Origin of the sequence: Reyranella sp. (genome assembly GCF_965249915.1) — a bacterium.
GTDB lineage: Bacteria > Pseudomonadota > Alphaproteobacteria > Reyranellales > Reyranellaceae > Reyranella.
On sequence record NZ_OZ252257.1, the window covers coordinates 5,334,338 to 5,348,058 of the forward strand.

Below are 13,721 nucleotides of genomic sequence, written 5' to 3' on the forward strand. Positions count from 1 at the left end.
CACCGGAACGACCGGCGGCGCCCGTGCGTTTCAGGGGTGATGAGCATCATCGACGCCTTGGGTTGGGCGATGGCCACCCAGTTCCAGTCCCACCGCGAGGGGCCTGTCTATCGCCAGGATCGTACGGGCCGGCCGATACTCGTGACGGAAGCCGAGCGCCGCGCTTTCGTCCGGGCTTTCGGCTGGAAGTTCCTGGCGCACGTCGCGGGGTTGATGGCCGCCATCATTGCCGCCGCCGTCGTGACCGCGCAGTTCTATCCCAAGGGGGACGAGCCCGGCGGCTTCGTCCTGATGGGCGGATTGCTGGTCGCGATCGGGCTCGGCCTCTACGCCTCGGTGAAGTGGGCGATGCATGCCCCCAGTCGCGCCTTGTCCGGTCGTCCGACTTTCTCTAGCGGCGCATCATCCTGACCGCGACCATTGCGGTAGGAATGCCAACCGCGAGCCCGGCGACGATGGCATAGAACAGAAAGAACGCCATCGAGAAGATCACCATGCCGACCGTGCCGCGTTCCGGCATGTCGGCCGCCCCGACCAGCGTGACGACGACCGCCAGCCCGAACAGCAGAACGGACAGGAGCGGAACGCAGAGAGCCGCGAGCGTGACCTGCCACCGCTGCGATCTTTCGGGCCAGCGCGAGGTTGCCAGCCAGGAGGCCCCGGCTGTCAGGCCGACGATGGTGAGGATCGATCCTGCGATGTAGATCACGCCGGCTCCCTGCGATGGACCTTTCGTGCAACGCCAACCGGCGCCCCGGGTTCAGCCGTTCCTCCACCGTGTGTCTTTTGTTCGTAACCAAAGCGTAGCGCGGGCGAAGCGTGCTCCCGGTACCGAGCCTTCCGTGTAGGACCCGGAGGCCGGATGCTGCGACTGGAAGGCGTTACCAAGAGCTTCGGCGGCAAGAAGGCCGTGGACAGCGTCTCGCTCGTCGTGCCGACGGGCCAGCTGGTGGGCGTGATCGGTCGCTCCGGCGCCGGCAAGTCGACCCTCCTGCGCATGATCAATCGCCTGGGCGACCCGACCTCGGGCCGGATCCTGTTCGGCGACACCGACGTCACCGCGCTGCGCGGCCGGCCGCTGCGCGCCTGGCGCGCCCGCTGCGCCATGATCTTCCAGCAGTTCAACCTCGCCGGCCGGCTCGACGTGCTGACCAACGTCATGATGGGGCGAGCCTTCCACATGCCGCCCGCCCGTGCGCTCCTCAAGCTGTGGAACGACGAGGAGAAGGCGCAGGCTCTGTCCGCGCTCGAGAGCCTCGACATGGCGCGGATGGCCGGGCAGCGCGCCGAGACCCTGTCCGGCGGCCAGCAGCAGAGGGTGGCGATTGCCCGCGCGCTGGTGCAGGAGCCCGACATCGTGCTGGCCGACGAGCCCATCGCTTCGCTCGATCCGCGCAACACCAAGGTGGTGATGGACGCGCTGCAGCACATCAACCGCCATCTCGGCATCACCGTGGTGTGCAATCTCCACAGTCTCGACCTCGCACGGACCTACTGCGACCGGCTGGTCGGCATGGCCGGCGGGCGTGTCGTGTTCGACGACGTGCCGGCGGCGCTCACCGAGGCGACATCGCGCGAGCTCTACGGGCTCGAGGCCGGCGACGTGATGGGCCACGGGCTGCCATCGCCCGCGACCTTGCCCGCGGGCGCCCAGCCAGGCTTCGCACTCGCCGGCTCCTGATTCCTTTCCCGCCGTTCCGCTTCCTCAAGGAGAACAAGCCATGCTCACCCGTCGTCTCGCGCTGGGCGCCGCCCTCGCTGTCTCGTCGCTCGCTTCCCTCGGTACCGCTCACGCCCAGTCGTGGAAGAGCGCCTACCCCGAGCTCGTCTTCGCCGTCATCCCGGCCGAGAACGCGTCGGGCGTGACCGAGCGCTACGGTCCGTTCATCGAGTATCTGTCGCAGACGCTCGGCACCAAGGTGACGCTGCGGGTGGCCAACGACTATGCCGCCGTCATCGAGGGCCAGCGCAACGGCAGCATCCATATCGCCGGCTACGGTCCGGCCTCCTATGCCCGCGCCATCGTGACCGGCGTCAAGGTCGAGCCCTTCGTCACCACCGTGAACAGCGACGGGACGGTCGGCTACTATTCCGTTTTCTACGTGCGGGCCGACAGCCCCTACAAGTCGATCGACGACCTCAAGGGCAAGAATCTCGGCCTCGTCGATCCCAACTCGACCTCGGGCAACAATGTCCCGCGCTTTGCCCTGAACAAGCTCAAGCTCAATCCCGAGACCTTCTTCGGCCGCGTGACCTACACCGGCAGCCATGAGAATGCGGTGATCGCGCTGCAGCAGAAGACGGTCGACGTCGCCGCCAACTGGTGGAATGCCGAGAGCGACTCGAACCTCACGCGCATGGCGTCCAAGGGCCTGGCCAAGCAGGAAGACTTCCGCATCATCTACAAGTCGGACCTGATCCCCAACTCGCCCTTCGCCTATCTCGACAGCCTGCCGCCCGATCTCAAGGCCGCCATCACCAAGGCCTTCATGGAGTCCCCGACCAAGGCCAAGGCGGCGTTCGACAAGCTGTCCGACGGCAAGGATCGCGGCTTCCAGGCGGTCGACGCGAAGTACTATGAGCCGGTCGTCGAACTCATCAAGTTCATCGACGCGCTGCGCAAGCAGAAGAGCTGATCGGGCCGCGCTTCCTTTCCGCGCTCGCTTTGTCTTGAGTACGCACGTCACACGTCTGCCCGAGGCGCAGTTGAGGCCGCTCATGGCGGCCTACGACGCCTCGGTGCGGTCGCGTCGCTGGCACACGCTGCTGATGGCGGCGTGTATCGCGGCGGCGATGCTTCTCGCATCGATCTCGGCCGAGGTGTCGCCGGTCAGGTTCCTCGAGAATATCCATCGTTTCCCGAGCTACATCATCCGCCTGTTCCATCTCGAGAACGGCCAGCCGGTCTGGACGGATTTCGGGGAGTGGTTCTGGGGCCTCGGCCGCTGGCTGCGGCTGCTCTGGGAAACGCTGCTGATGGCCTATGTCGGCACGCTCCTGGGCGCTGCGGCGGCCGCGTGCCTCGCCTTCCTGGGAGCGGCGAACGTGGCGCCCACCCGCTGGGTGCGCGTGCTCGTGCGCCGCTTCTGCGAGCTCTGCCGCACCGTGCCGGAACTGGTCTTCGCGCTGCTGTTCGTCATCGCCTTCGGGCTCGGTCCCATGGCGGGCGTGCTGGCGGTCGTGATCCATACGCTGGGCGCGCTCGGCAAGCTGTTCGCCGAGGTCGTCGAGAACATCGACATGAAGCCGGTCGAGGGCGTGTCCTCGACGGGCGCGTCCTGGCATGTCGCGATGCGCTTCGGCGCCCTGCCGCAGGTCCTGTCCAATTTCGCGAGCTATGCGCTACTGCGCTTCGAGATCAACGTGCGGGGCGCTGCCGTCATGGGCTTCGTCGGCGCCGGCGGCATCGGCCAGGATCTGATCGAGGCGATCCGCAAGTTCTATTATTCGGATGTCTCGGCGATCCTGGTGATGATCCTGCTCACCGTCGCGGTCATCGACAGCCTGACCTCGCTGCTGCGTCACCGCCTGATCGGTCTCGAAGGGAAGAACTGATGGACGCCGTGCGCGACCGCTATCCCGAACATTTCCAGCGCCTCGGGCCGCAGCGCCTGCCCACGATCGCCGTGGCGACCGCCATGCTCGTCCTCCTCCTGTACGGCATGGAGGTGCTGGGCTTCTTCGACGGCAAGCTTCTGTCGGGGATGGGCCGGCTGGTCGAGATTGCCGGCCTGATGCTGCCGCCCGATCCCGGGTCTTGGGCGCATGCGCGGGCCTATGGCATGGCGCTGATCGAGACGGTGGCGATTGCGCTGCTGGGCACCCTGTCGGCGGCGATCCTCGCCCTGCCGGTCGGTCTGCTCGCCGCACGCAACGTCACGGCCCAGCGTATCGTGCGCTTCCTCGCCCGCCGCTCGCTCGACACGATCCGCAGCGTCGACATCCTCATCTGGGCGCTGATCTGGATCAACGTCGTGGGGCTCGGACCCTTCGCCGGGGCGCTGGCCATCATGACCTCCGACATCGGCAGCTTCGGCAAGCTCTTCTCCGAGGCGATCGAGGCGGCCGACCGCAAGCCGGTCGAAGGGATCGCCTCGACCGGCGGCAGTCACTTCATGGGTATCCGCTTCGGCATCCTGCCCGAGGTCTTTCCCGTGCTGGTGAGCCAGGTCCTCTACTATTTCGAATCCAACACCCGGTCGGCCACCATCATCGGCATCGTCGGCGCGGGGGGCATCGGCCTGCATCTCGCCGAGGCGATCCGGACGCTGGAACTGCAACAGACGTCCTTCATCATCCTGATGATCCTGGTCACCGTGGCGGCCATCGACCTGGTGTCGAGCCAGCTGCGCTTCGCCATGATCGGCCGTCGCGGGGGAGTGAGCGCTTGAGCGAGCCGTCCGGTGAATCGACAGCGGGCCTGCCCCGCTATGCGTTCTACTACGCGCCGCGTGCGGAGGAGGCGTTGGCCGTCGCTGCGAGCCGATGGCTCGGCCGCAACGCCGAGACCGGCGAGGCGCGCGACATCGTTCCCGTGAGCGGCGTTTCGCATGAGCGCCTGTCGGCGATCGTGGCCGATCCCCGGCTCTACGGCTTTCACGGGACGCTGAAGCCGCCGATCGCTTTGGTCGACGGCGCGACCGAGCGCGATTTGGTCGACGCCGTCGGCAGGTTCGCCGCGACCGAGCGCCAGATCGACGTGCCGGCGCTGGCCCTGGCCGAAGTGCAGGATTTCCTCGCGCTCGTGCCGGCGGAGCGTTGCGCCGCGCTCCAGGATTTCTCGGATCGCTGCGTCGTGGAGTTCGACGAATTCCGCCGTCCCGCCGACCAGGCCGAACTGGCGCGCCGGCGCGCCGCGGGCCTGACCCAGCGGCAGGAGAATCTGCTGCTGCGTTGGGGCTATCCCTATGTCCTCGAGCAGGGCCGGTTTCACCTGACGCTCACCGGGCGCGTGAAGGAAGAGCGCGAACGCGCCGTCATCCTCGACGAGCTGCGCCGGCGCTTCATGGCCTTCATCGACCGGCCGCTGGCGGTCCGCGATCTTTGCGTCTTCCGTCAGCCGGCGCCGGGCCGGCCCTTCACCGTGCTGGCGCGGTTCAGGCTCGGCGGAGGGCGGCGTCTGTCCACCCAGGTCTGGCGAGCAGCCTGAGGAAGACCGCCGCCGCGTCGTCGAGGCTGCCGTCGTTGACGATCGTCACCAGGCGCGGGTCGTCGACCTCGTAGGCATCGGCGCGCTGCAGCCGCTCCGCCGCTTCGATCGCCGATTCGCGGCCGCGGCCGGCGAGGCGCTGCCTGAGCCGCTCCGCCGGCGCCGTGATCAGCACCGGACGGGCCTGCGAATCGAGGCCGCCGGTCCTCAGGAAATGGTCGCGCGAACCGCTCACCACGACGGTCAGGCCGGCGGCCCGCCAGTCGTGGATCTCGCGGCCGACGCCGTACTCGTTGCCATGGGCGTTCCAATGATAGGCGAACAGACCATAGGCGCGACGAGTCGCGAACTCCTCGCGCGTCAGCGCGACATGGTTCTCGCCGCCGCTGTCGGCCGGCCGGGTGATGTAGCGGTGCGCGAACACCACCGGCGCTCCCGGCGGCAACAGCGTCCGGGCGTGTCCGAGGACCGAGTCCTTGCCGGCGCCGGACGGACCCATGACATAGACCAGCGAGCCTTCCATGGCGGGGTTCCGGCTCAGACGACGCGTTCGCCTTCGCGCCATACCGCGCGCACGACGGCCGCGCCGTCGACGGTGCGTACGCGCACCAGGTCGGCGCGGCGCTCGGGCGCGATCTCGCCGCGGTCGCCCAGTCCCACCGCGCGCGCCGGATTGAGGGTGGCGAGGCGCACGGCCTGGGGCAGCGACAGGCCGATGCCGGAGGAGGGCAGCTTGAACACGCTCTCCATCAGGCTCGCCGGCACATAGTCCGACGACAGGATGTCGACATGGCCGGCGCGCAGCAGGTCGATGGCGGCGATGTTGCCGGAATGCGAGCCGCCCAGCACGAGGTTGGGCGCGCCCATCAGAATGGCGAGGCCGGCCTCGCGCGAGGCGCTGGCGGCTTCGTGCGTGGTCGGAAATTCGGCGATGGTCATGCCGTTGGCGACGGCTTCCTGGACATGGCCGTGCGTCGCATCGTCGTGGCTGGCGATCGGCAGGGCGCGCGCCTGGGCACGGCTCACGATCTCGCTGCGGTGCCGGGCGGCATTGCGGTGATGAAGCTCGGTGACGCGGATCGAGAATGCCTCGAACTGCGCGTCGGTCATCGCATGCTTGCCCTTGTAGTATTGCTTCAGCTTCTCCGGATCGAGGAACTGGCGCTGGCCGGGCGTATGGTCGTTGATCGACACCAGGCCGACCAGCGGCAGGTCGATCCACTTGTCGACGGCTTCGACGGCATCGTCGGCCGTGATCTCGCAGCGTAGGTGGATACGGTGTTCGGCGCGGGTCATGCGCCGGTCGTTGGCCATGCAGACCGCCTCGATCATGCGCTCGCGGTTCTCGACGCGGTCCGACTTGCCGTGGACGTCGCCCAGGGCCAGCGAATCGAACACCGTCGTGATGCCGGCGGCGCTGATCTGGGTGTCGTGCGCCATCACCGCCGATACGCTTGGCCATTTCACGCCGGGACGCGGGGCGAAATGCTTCTCCATATTGTCGGTGTGCAGCTCGACCAGGCCGGGCACGAGATAGTCGCCCTCGAGATCGACGGCTCCCGCGGCATGGGACCGTTCGGTGTCGATCTCCACGATGCGGCCGTCGCGAACGACGACGGTGCCGTCGAATTCCGCATCGGCGGTGACGACGCGGGCGTTGGTGAAGATGGTCTCGAGGCTCATGCGGAAACTCCGGCCAGAGAGGCTGGGGAAACTGAGGCGGGGGGAAGGACTTCGTGCACACGGGTCGCGACCGCATCGCGCACATCGGCATCGTGGAAGATGCCGACGATCGCGGCGCCGGCGTTGCGGCGTTGGCAGATCAGTTCGACCACGCCGTCGCGGTTGGCGGCGTCGAGCGAGGCCGTCGGTTCGTCGAGCAGCAGGATCGGATAGTCGACGATCAGCGAGCGGGCGATGTTGACCCTCTGCTGTTCGCCGCCGGAGAAGGTGGCGGGCGGCAGCGCCCACAGCCGCGCGGGAATGCCGAGCATGGCCAGCAGGAACTCCGCGCGTTGCCGCGCCTCGCGGGGATCGGTGCCGCGCCGCCGGAGCGGCTCGGCCACGACGTCGACGGCCGAGACCCGCGGGATCACGCGCAGGAACTGGCTGACGAAGCCCATGGTGCGGTGACGCACGTCGAGCACGGTGCGCGGCTCGGCGCCGACCAGCTCGGTCCATTCATCGCCCTGGCGGACGCGGATCGAACCCGCATCCGCGCGATAGTTGCCGTAGAGCGAGCGCAGCAGGGTGCTCTTGCCGGCGCCCGACGGGCCGACCAACGCCAGGCATTCGCCGGGCGAGACGGCCAGCGAGACGCCGCGCAAAACGGGAAGCGTCAGGCCGCCCTGGGCATGGACGGTGAAGGTTTTGCCGAGGCCGGAGACGCGCAGCGCGGGTTGGGAAGAGGTCATGATCGCGTCACGCCGGCAGGATCGAAGCGACGAGCATCTGGGTATAGGGATGCTGCGGATCGTCGAGCACCTGGTCGGTGAGCCCGTGCTCCACGACCGTGCCGCCCTGCATCACCATCAACCGGTGCGTCAGCAGGCGCGCCACGCCGAGATCGTGGGTCACCAGAACGACCGACAGGTGCAGCCCTTCGACCAGGCCGCGCAGTAGGTCGAGGAGGCGGGCCTGCACCGAAACGTCGAGGCCGCCGGTCGGTTCGTCCATGAAGACCAGCCGCGGATTGCTGACGAGGTTGCGCGCGATCTGCAGGCGCTGGCGCATGCCGCCGGAGTAGGTGCCGGGACGGTCGTCGAGGCGGTCGACGTCGATCTCGACCCGCGCCATCCAGTCGGCCGCCTGGCCGCGGATCTCGCCGTAGTGGCGAGCGCCCACGGCCATCAGCCGCTCGCCGATGTTGGCGCCGGCGCTGACGCCCATGCGTAATCCTTCGCGGGCATCCTGGTTCACGAAGCCCCATTCGGTCCGCGCCAGCAGCCGGCGGCGGGCCTCCGAGAGGCAGTGCACGTCGACGGTGCCGGCGGACCTCGTCTCGTAGGCGACGGAGCCGCCGTCGGGCTGGAGGCGGCCGGCCAGGCAATTGAGCAGCGTCGTCTTGCCGGAACCCGATTCGCCCACGATGCCCAGCACTTCGCCGGGCCATAGGTCGAAGCTCACGTCGCGGCAGGCGACGCGACCGCCGAAGCGCTTGCTGACGCCGCGCACGGACAGCAGCGGCGCGCTCATCGCCGGCTCTCGCAATAGTCGGTGTCGGAGCAGACGAACAGGCGCTGGCCGTCATCGTCGACGATCATTTCGTCGAGGAAGCTCTCGGTCGAGCCGCAGAGCGCGCAGCACTCGCTCCAGGTCTCGATCTCGAACGGATGGTCGTCGAAGTCGAGGCTCTTCACCGGCGTGTGCGGCGGCACGGCATAGATGCGCTTTTCGCGGCCCGCGCCGTAGAGCTGCAGCGCCGGGCTGCGATCGAGCTTGGGATTGTCGAATTTCGGAATGGGCGAGGGGCTCATGATGTAGCGCCCGTTCACCATCACCGGATAGTTATAGGTCTTGGCGATGCGACCATGGCGGGCGATGCTTTCGTAGAGGCTCACCTGCATGACGCCGTATTCTGACAGCGCATGCAGCGTCCGCGTCTCGGTCTCGCGCGGCTCGAGCATGCGCAATGGCTCGGGGATCGGCACCTGGAACACCAGGATCTGGCCGTCGGTCAGCGGCGTTTCGGGCACGCGGTGCCGCGTCTGGATGATGGTGGCTTCGCCGGTGTGCGTGGTCGTGGCCACGTCGGCGACCCGGGCGAAGAAGCGACGGATCGAGACGGCGTTGGTCGTGTCGTCGGCGCCCTGGTCGATCACCTTCAGCGTGTCTTCGCGGCCGATGATGGCGGCGGTCACCTGGATGCCGCCGGTGCCCCAGCCATAGGGCAGCGGCATCTCGCGGCCGCCGAACGGCACCTGATAGCCCGGCACCGCCACCGCCTTGAGGATGGCGCGGCGGATCATCCGCTTGGTCTGCTCGTCGAGATAGGCGTAGTTGTAGGCGCCGTCCTGCTGAGGCGTATCCTGGATCGTCGTGTCAGGCATGGTTCACTCCGCCGCCTGGGCGAGGCCGGCCTGCTCGCGGCGCTTCTCGACCTCGGCGCGCAGCATGCGCACCACCACCAGCTCGGACTGGAAATCGACATAGTGCGGAAGCTTCAGGTGCTGCACGAAACCCGAGCCCTCGACATTGTCGCTGTGGGCCAGCACGAATTCCTCGTCCTGGGCGGGCGAAGTCGCGGCCTCGCCGAGCTCCTCGGCGCGGAGCGCGCGGTCGACCAGGGCCATCGCCATCGCCTTGCGCTCGGCATGTCCGAAAGCCAGGCCATAGCCGCGGGTGAACTGCGGCGGCACGTCGTGCGAGCCCGCGAACTGGTTGACCATGTCGCACTCGGTCACTTCGATCTCGCCGATCTCGATGGCAAAGCCCAGCTCCTCCGGCACGAACGACACCGGCACATGGCCGTAGCGGATCTCGCCGACGAAGGGATGGTTGTTGCCGTAGCCGCGCTGCGTCGAATAGCCGAGCGCCAGCAGGAAGCCCTCGTCGCCGCGTGCCAGGTTCTGCAGGCGCAGCGGCCGGCTGGCCGGCAGCACCAGCGGCTCGCGCGTCAGGTCGTGCGCTTCGCGGTCATCGCGGGACGGTGGCGGCTCCAGCAGGCCGTCGCGCTGCAGGATGTCGCCGACGCGGGGCAGGGCGTGGCTGGCATCGGCCGGCGCGGTCGGCGCTTCGGGGCGTTCGCCCGACGCCGCCAGGGAGAAGTCGAGCAGGCGGTGGGTGTAGTCGTACGTCGGGCCCAGCACCTGGCCGCCGGGCACGTCCTTGAAGGTCGAGGAGATGCGGCGCTCCGCGACCATGCGGATGGTATCGAGCGGCTCCGACGCGCCGAAGCGCGGCAGGGTGGTGCGATACGCGCGCAGCAGGAAGATCGCCTCGATCAGGTCGCCGCGCGCCTGCTTGATCGCCAGCGCCGCCAGGCTGCGGTCGTAGCAGGAGCCTTCCGTCATGACGCGATCGACGGCGAGGCCGAGCTGCTGGTCGATCTGTTCGAGCGACAGCTCGGTGACGTCGCGGTCGCCGCGACGCTTGTCGGCCAGGAGATCGAGTGAATGGGCGATGGCGGTCTCGCCGCCCTTGACCGCGACATACATGGTCAGGCCTCCACGGCGACGCTGCGCGGCAGCGCGATGAGTCGGGACCCGCTGGCGAAGACGAGATCGACGCCGCAGGGGAAGAGCGCATGGTTGGCGGTCCAGGCTGGCCAGAAGCCGTCGCCCAGCCCGTCGATCGCGACCTGGATCTCGCCATCGATGCCGGGTCCCCGCCAGGTGGTGGCGCGGCCGCCTTCCAGCGCCGGTGCTTCGATCACCAGCGTGGCGGCGCGATCGGGATATGTGTCGGTGCCGATGGCAAAGCCCGCGAAGGGCTCGCCGCCGCCGGCGATGATCACGCCGAAGGTTGCGGCCTCGCGCGCAGGGACGAGCGGCGCACCGGCATGGAAGCGCAGAAAGTCGCGCACCTCCTGCTTGTCGACTCCGGCCTCGAGCCAGAGCGGCGTCTCGCGATCGGCGAAGGTGAGCAGGAAGGCGGTGGCCGCCGGACTGAGCGTTCCCGGTCCGGCGGGCGCATCGCGCAGTTCGACAATGCGGCCCGGGTGGGAGAAGGCGTCGAGCACGCTGCGGAACAGGCGCTGCGCATCGTGCGACGGATCGGCGAGGCCGGGCGCGAGAAGCGTCGTGCTCATGCGCCGGCCTCGCGTGCGACGGTGAAGAAATCCACCCTTGTGGCGGCGGCGCGCGCGGCGATCAGGCGATGGCGCGCCTCGGCCTCCTGGGCGAGCGGCGCCACGATCCCGGCCTCGAGCTTTTCGGTCCAGTCCGGGCGCTGGCCCAGCGCATCGACGGCGGCGGCGATCTCGGCATGGCGTGCATCGCGACCGCGAACGTAGCCGAATCCCATCTCGCCGCTGTCGAGGCGCACGGCAGCGCGCGTCACCGTCATTTCGCCCGCGCAGAAGGGGGCGCCGGTGCCCGAGATACGGCCCTGCACCATGACCAGCCCGATCTCGGGGCGACGCAGGACGGTGTAGGGAGGAGTAGCCCCCAGGGCCTGCCACAGGGACGCGAGCCGCGCGCCCGGCGCTTTCGCGAGGACGGAAAGCCATCGCTGACGGCGCGCGATCAGGAGGGTGGAAGGCATGGGGTGCTCTCGAAAGAGGCGCACCTTCGTGGGGCTGCGTTACCGTTCCGAGGGCAGGGCGTTAAACTATTGTGACGGTGGGCGGGTCTGGCTCCCGCGTGTCTAAGTCGTTGATTTAGATCAAATATTTACGGACAAACGGCCGGCATCCTGTGCAAGAGGCCGTCGCTGTAACCGGATTGTCATTTATCCGTCATATGAGAGAGACGTACGGCTCCTAGATGACGGGCGCTTCGAAATTCATAGAAGGAGACCCCCGTGAACCTTACCAAGATCGTCCTCGCGACAGCTTTCGCGCTGTCCCCGGCGGCCGCCTACGCCATCGACATTTCCGGCGCCGGCGCCACCTTCCCCTATCCGATCTATGCCAAGTGGGCCGACAGCTACAAGAAGGAGACCGGCAACGGTCTCAACTACCAGTCGATCGGCTCGGGCGGCGGCATCAAGCAGATCAAGGCCAAGACCGTGACCTTCGGCGCGACCGACGCGCCGCTGCCGGGCAAGGAGCTCGACGAGTCCGGCCTCGCGCAGTTCCCGATGGTGATGGGCGCGATCGTTCCGGTCGTGAACCTCGACGGCATCAAGCCGGGCGAGCTGACGCTCGACGGCCCGACGGTCGCGAAGATCTATCTCGGCGAGATCAAGAGCTGGGACGATGCGGCGATCGCCAAGCTGAACCCCAATACCAAGCTGCCGAAGCAGGCGATCGTTCCGGTCCGCCGTTCGGACGGCTCGGGCACCACCTACAACTTCGCCTATTACCTGGCTGACGTGAGCCCGGACTGGAAGGCGAAGGTCGGCGTCAGCACGGCGCTGCAGTGGCCGGTGGGCATCGGCGCCAAGGGCAACGAAGGCGTTGCCGGCAACGTGGCGCAGACCAAGGGCTCGATCGGCTACGTCGAGTACGCCTACGCCAAGCAGAACAAGCTGATCCACACCAAGATGGTCAACAAGGCCGGCAAGACGGTCGAGCCGACCTCGGCCAGCTTCCAGGCCGCCGCCGCCAATGCCGACTGGAAGTCGCAGCCCGGTTACGGCGTGATCCTCGCCAACCAGCCCGGCGACCAGTCCTGGCCGATGACGGCCGCGACCTGGATCCTGCTCTACAAGCAGCCGGCGAAGCCCGCCGAGACCGCCGAGGCCCTGAAGTTCTTCGCCTGGTCCTATGCCAAGGGGGCTAAGTCGGCCGAAGAGCTCGACTATGTCCCGATGCCGGCCAACGTGGTGGGCGACATCCAGAAGATGTGGCAGGCCGAGATCAAGGGTGCGGACGGCAAGCCGCTGTACTCGCCGACCAACTAGGATCGTGATGGGGCGGGTGGCGACACCCGCCCTTCATTCTTGGGGAGTTGAATGGCTTCGGGGGAACGGGACGTGAGTGAAGTTGCACTAAAGGGCGCCAGCGCGCCGGCGGCGGCATCGGCCTCGCGGGCGGCCGTGCTGCGGCGCCTGAGACTGACCGACACGATATTCCACGGGCTGACGCGCGGCGCCTCGCTCGCCGTGCTCGCCCTCCTGAGCGGCGTCATCATCGCGCTCGTCATCGGCGCGGCGCCGGCGCTCGGCACGTTCGGCTTCGGCTTCCTGTTCGACGAATCCTGGAACCCGGTGACCGAGCGGTTCGGCGCCCTGGCGCCGATCTTCGGCACCCTGGTCACCTCCTTCATCGCGATGCTGATCGCGGTGCCGGTCGGCCTGATGGTCGCCTTCTTCCTCACCGAACTCTGCCCGAAGGCGCTGCGCCGCCCCATCGGTATCGCCATCGAGCTGCTCGCCGGCATCCCCAGCATCATCTACGGCATCTGGGGCCTGTTCGTGTTCGCGCCGTTTCTCCAGCAATACGTGCAGCCCTTCTTCATCGGCGCGTTCGAGAACGTGCCGGTGCTGTCGACGCTGTTCGCGGGCCCGCCGTACGGCATCGGCATGTTCACCGCCGGCCTCATCCTGGCGATCATGGTGCTGCCGTTCGTGACCTCGATCTCGCGCGACGTGTTCGATGCGGTGCCGCCGGTTCTCAAGGAAGCCGCCTACGGCGTCGGCTGCACGACCTGGGAAGTGTTCCGCTACGTCGTCCTGCCGTTCACGCGGGTCGGCGTCATCGGCGGCTTCATGCTGGGCCTCGGTCGCGCGCTGGGCGAGACGATGGCCGTCACCTTCGTGATCGGCAACGCCCATCACGTCTCCGCCTCGCTGTTCGCGCCCGGCACGACGATCTCGGCCTCGATCGCCAACGAATTCACCGAGGCGGTCGGCGACCTCTACACCTCGTCGCTGATAGCGCTCGGCCTCATCCTCTTCTTTATCACCTTCATCGTTCTGGCCATCGCCCGCTACATGCTGATGCGCCTGCAGCGGCAGGGGAGGTAAC

The 13,721-nt window shown here is 68.0% G+C and carries 17 protein-coding genes; 8 read left to right on the forward strand and 9 right to left on the reverse strand.

The genetic code is table 11. The features are described from left to right. The first annotated feature begins 39 nt into the window (after positions 1-39). Positions 40-411, forward strand: a complete 372-nt coding sequence (locus tag ACP15H_RS26180) for a hypothetical protein (protein ID WP_425069060.1) — start codon at positions 40-42, stop codon at positions 409-411. Here ACP15H_RS26180 and ACP15H_RS26185 read toward each other — a convergent pair. After that, on the reverse strand, positions 392-709 hold the full coding sequence (locus tag ACP15H_RS26185) for a hypothetical protein (RefSeq protein WP_425069061.1): 318 nt from the start codon (positions 707-709) through the stop codon (positions 392-394). The two genes, ACP15H_RS26180 and ACP15H_RS26185, sit on opposite strands and share 20 nt — an antisense overlap. Before the next feature lie 153 nt (positions 710-862). Here ACP15H_RS26185 and phnC point away from each other — a divergent pair, with 153 nt between their 5' ends. From phnC to ACP15H_RS26210, 5 genes are read left to right on the forward strand one after another with little or no spacing between them, the layout of a single operon-like run. After that, positions 863-1,681 carry a phosphonate ABC transporter ATP-binding protein gene (gene phnC / locus ACP15H_RS26190; protein ID WP_425069062.1) on the forward strand — a complete coding sequence of 273 codons (819 nt, stop codon included), beginning with the start codon at positions 863-865 and terminating at the stop codon, positions 1,679-1,681. Positions 1,682-1,721: 40 nt separating this feature from the next. Beyond that, the gene (phnD, locus tag ACP15H_RS26195; RefSeq protein ID WP_425069063.1) at positions 1,722-2,636 is read left to right on the forward strand and encodes a phosphonate ABC transporter substrate-binding protein; all 915 of its coding nucleotides are present in this window, start codon (positions 1,722-1,724) and stop codon (positions 2,634-2,636) included. A 34-nt stretch (positions 2,637-2,670) separates the two neighbouring features. Next, complete coding sequence (gene phnE, locus ACP15H_RS26200; protein WP_425069064.1) at positions 2,671-3,555, forward strand: phosphonate ABC transporter, permease protein PhnE; 885 nt, start codon at positions 2,671-2,673, stop codon at positions 3,553-3,555. Beyond that, the gene (phnE, locus tag ACP15H_RS26205) at positions 3,555-4,391 is read left to right on the forward strand and encodes a phosphonate ABC transporter, permease protein PhnE (protein WP_425069065.1); all 837 of its coding nucleotides are present in this window, start codon (positions 3,555-3,557) and stop codon (positions 4,389-4,391) included. Before phnE (ACP15H_RS26200) ends, phnE (ACP15H_RS26205) begins: the two co-directional genes overlap by 1 nt. Further along, entirely contained in the window at positions 4,388-5,149 is a 762-nt protein-coding gene (locus ACP15H_RS26210) for a DUF1045 domain-containing protein (protein WP_425069066.1), read from the forward strand. The genes phnE (ACP15H_RS26205) and ACP15H_RS26210 overlap by 4 nt, the downstream gene beginning before the upstream one ends. Here the strand turns inward: ACP15H_RS26210 and phnN are convergent. Genes phnN through phnG form a run of 8 tightly spaced genes read right to left on the reverse strand, consistent with a single transcriptional unit; the run spans position 5,097 to position 11,353 of the window. Then, positions 5,097-5,672 (reverse strand): phosphonate metabolism protein/1,5-bisphosphokinase (PRPP-forming) PhnN, encoded by a 576-nt coding sequence (gene phnN, locus ACP15H_RS26215; protein WP_425069067.1) that lies wholly within the window; start codon positions 5,670-5,672, stop codon positions 5,097-5,099. The genes ACP15H_RS26210 and phnN overlap by 53 nt on opposite strands. Before the next feature lie 14 nt (positions 5,673-5,686). Further along, entirely contained in the window at positions 5,687-6,832 is a 1,146-nt protein-coding gene (locus tag ACP15H_RS26220) for an alpha-D-ribose 1-methylphosphonate 5-triphosphate diphosphatase (RefSeq protein WP_425069068.1), read from the reverse strand. Then, a complete protein-coding gene (phnL, locus tag ACP15H_RS26225) occupies positions 6,829-7,563 on the reverse strand; it encodes a phosphonate C-P lyase system protein PhnL (protein ID WP_425069069.1) in 735 nt (244 codons plus the stop codon). The genes ACP15H_RS26220 and phnL overlap by 4 nt, the downstream gene beginning before the upstream one ends. Positions 7,564-7,570: 7 nt before the next feature. Continuing rightward, on the reverse strand, positions 7,571-8,344 hold the full coding sequence (phnK, locus tag ACP15H_RS26230) for a phosphonate C-P lyase system protein PhnK (RefSeq protein ID WP_425069070.1): 774 nt from the start codon (positions 8,342-8,344) through the stop codon (positions 7,571-7,573). Next, positions 8,341-9,198 (reverse strand): alpha-D-ribose 1-methylphosphonate 5-phosphate C-P-lyase PhnJ, encoded by an 858-nt coding sequence (locus ACP15H_RS26235; RefSeq protein WP_425069071.1) that lies wholly within the window; start codon positions 9,196-9,198, stop codon positions 8,341-8,343. The genes phnK and ACP15H_RS26235 overlap by 4 nt, the downstream gene beginning before the upstream one ends. 3 nt (positions 9,199-9,201) lie before the next feature. After that, on the reverse strand, positions 9,202-10,305 hold the full coding sequence (locus tag ACP15H_RS26240; RefSeq protein ID WP_425069072.1) for a carbon-phosphorus lyase complex subunit PhnI: 1,104 nt from the start codon (positions 10,303-10,305) through the stop codon (positions 9,202-9,204). Positions 10,306-10,307: 2 nt separating this feature from the next. Further along, positions 10,308-10,898, reverse strand: coding sequence for a phosphonate C-P lyase system protein PhnH (phnH, locus tag ACP15H_RS26245; RefSeq protein WP_425069073.1), 591 nt, complete (start codon positions 10,896-10,898; stop codon positions 10,308-10,310). Beyond that, a complete protein-coding gene (gene phnG, locus ACP15H_RS26250; RefSeq protein WP_425069074.1) occupies positions 10,895-11,353 on the reverse strand; it encodes a phosphonate C-P lyase system protein PhnG in 459 nt (152 codons plus the stop codon). The genes phnH and phnG overlap by 4 nt, the downstream gene beginning before the upstream one ends. Positions 11,354-11,611: 258 nt before the next feature. Here phnG and pstS point away from each other — a divergent pair, with 258 nt between their 5' ends. Then, a complete protein-coding gene (gene pstS, locus ACP15H_RS26255) occupies positions 11,612-12,655 on the forward strand; it encodes a phosphate ABC transporter substrate-binding protein PstS (protein WP_425069075.1) in 1,044 nt (347 codons plus the stop codon). A 51-nt stretch (positions 12,656-12,706) separates the two neighbouring features. Beyond that, positions 12,707-13,720: a phosphate ABC transporter permease subunit PstC gene (gene pstC, locus ACP15H_RS26260; protein WP_425069076.1), complete on the forward strand. Its 1,014-nt coding sequence runs from the start codon at positions 12,707-12,709 to the stop codon at positions 13,718-13,720. The last annotated feature ends 1 nt before the right edge of the window (position 13,721 follow it).